The 483-nt window shown below is 30.6% G+C and carries 1 pseudogene; it reads left to right on the top strand.

Annotated features, from left to right (window positions below):
* Positions 1–336 precede the first annotated feature (336 nt).
* Positions 337–483, top strand: a pseudogene (locus VF675_RS13805) (PAAR domain-containing protein); the annotation flags it as partial.

Raw genomic sequence — 483 nt, forward strand, 5'->3', positions numbered from 1 at the left:
AAATTTAATATGAGAAAAGTACTATGATTTTTTACTAATTTAAAAGTTTGTTATACTTCGCATTATATAATAAAAACATATACGAACTCAAAAATGACAAGATCAACTTCGTTATACAAATTATTTATCAAAACACTAGAACAACAGATGTTCTCAAAAGAGATTGAGCAAATCTTAAAAGTTGTTGAAGGTATCACTGCTCTATTGGTCAGTAGTCAATTAAAGAATGGCGATGAAATTATTGATACTTTTAACAATTCGGTGGCAATATGCATTTTTAAAGATCAATTAACATTTCAGAACTCTCTTAGTCATGACTAAACTATAAGGATTAAGATTATGAGAGGTTTTGCTATTCATAATGCACCAACTAATCATGGTGGTCGTATTCTAGCTACTCAGATAAGAAATTCTCAAATGGGCAGTTCTTTTGTTAGAGCGGGCGATGGGCATTTCTGTCCAAGATGTAAATGTTGGTCTTCA

Origin of the sequence: Acinetobacter sp. Lyrl_1 (genome assembly GCF_051948795.1) — a bacterium.
GTDB classification, from domain to species: Bacteria; Pseudomonadota; Gammaproteobacteria; order Pseudomonadales; family Moraxellaceae; genus Acinetobacter; species Acinetobacter towneri.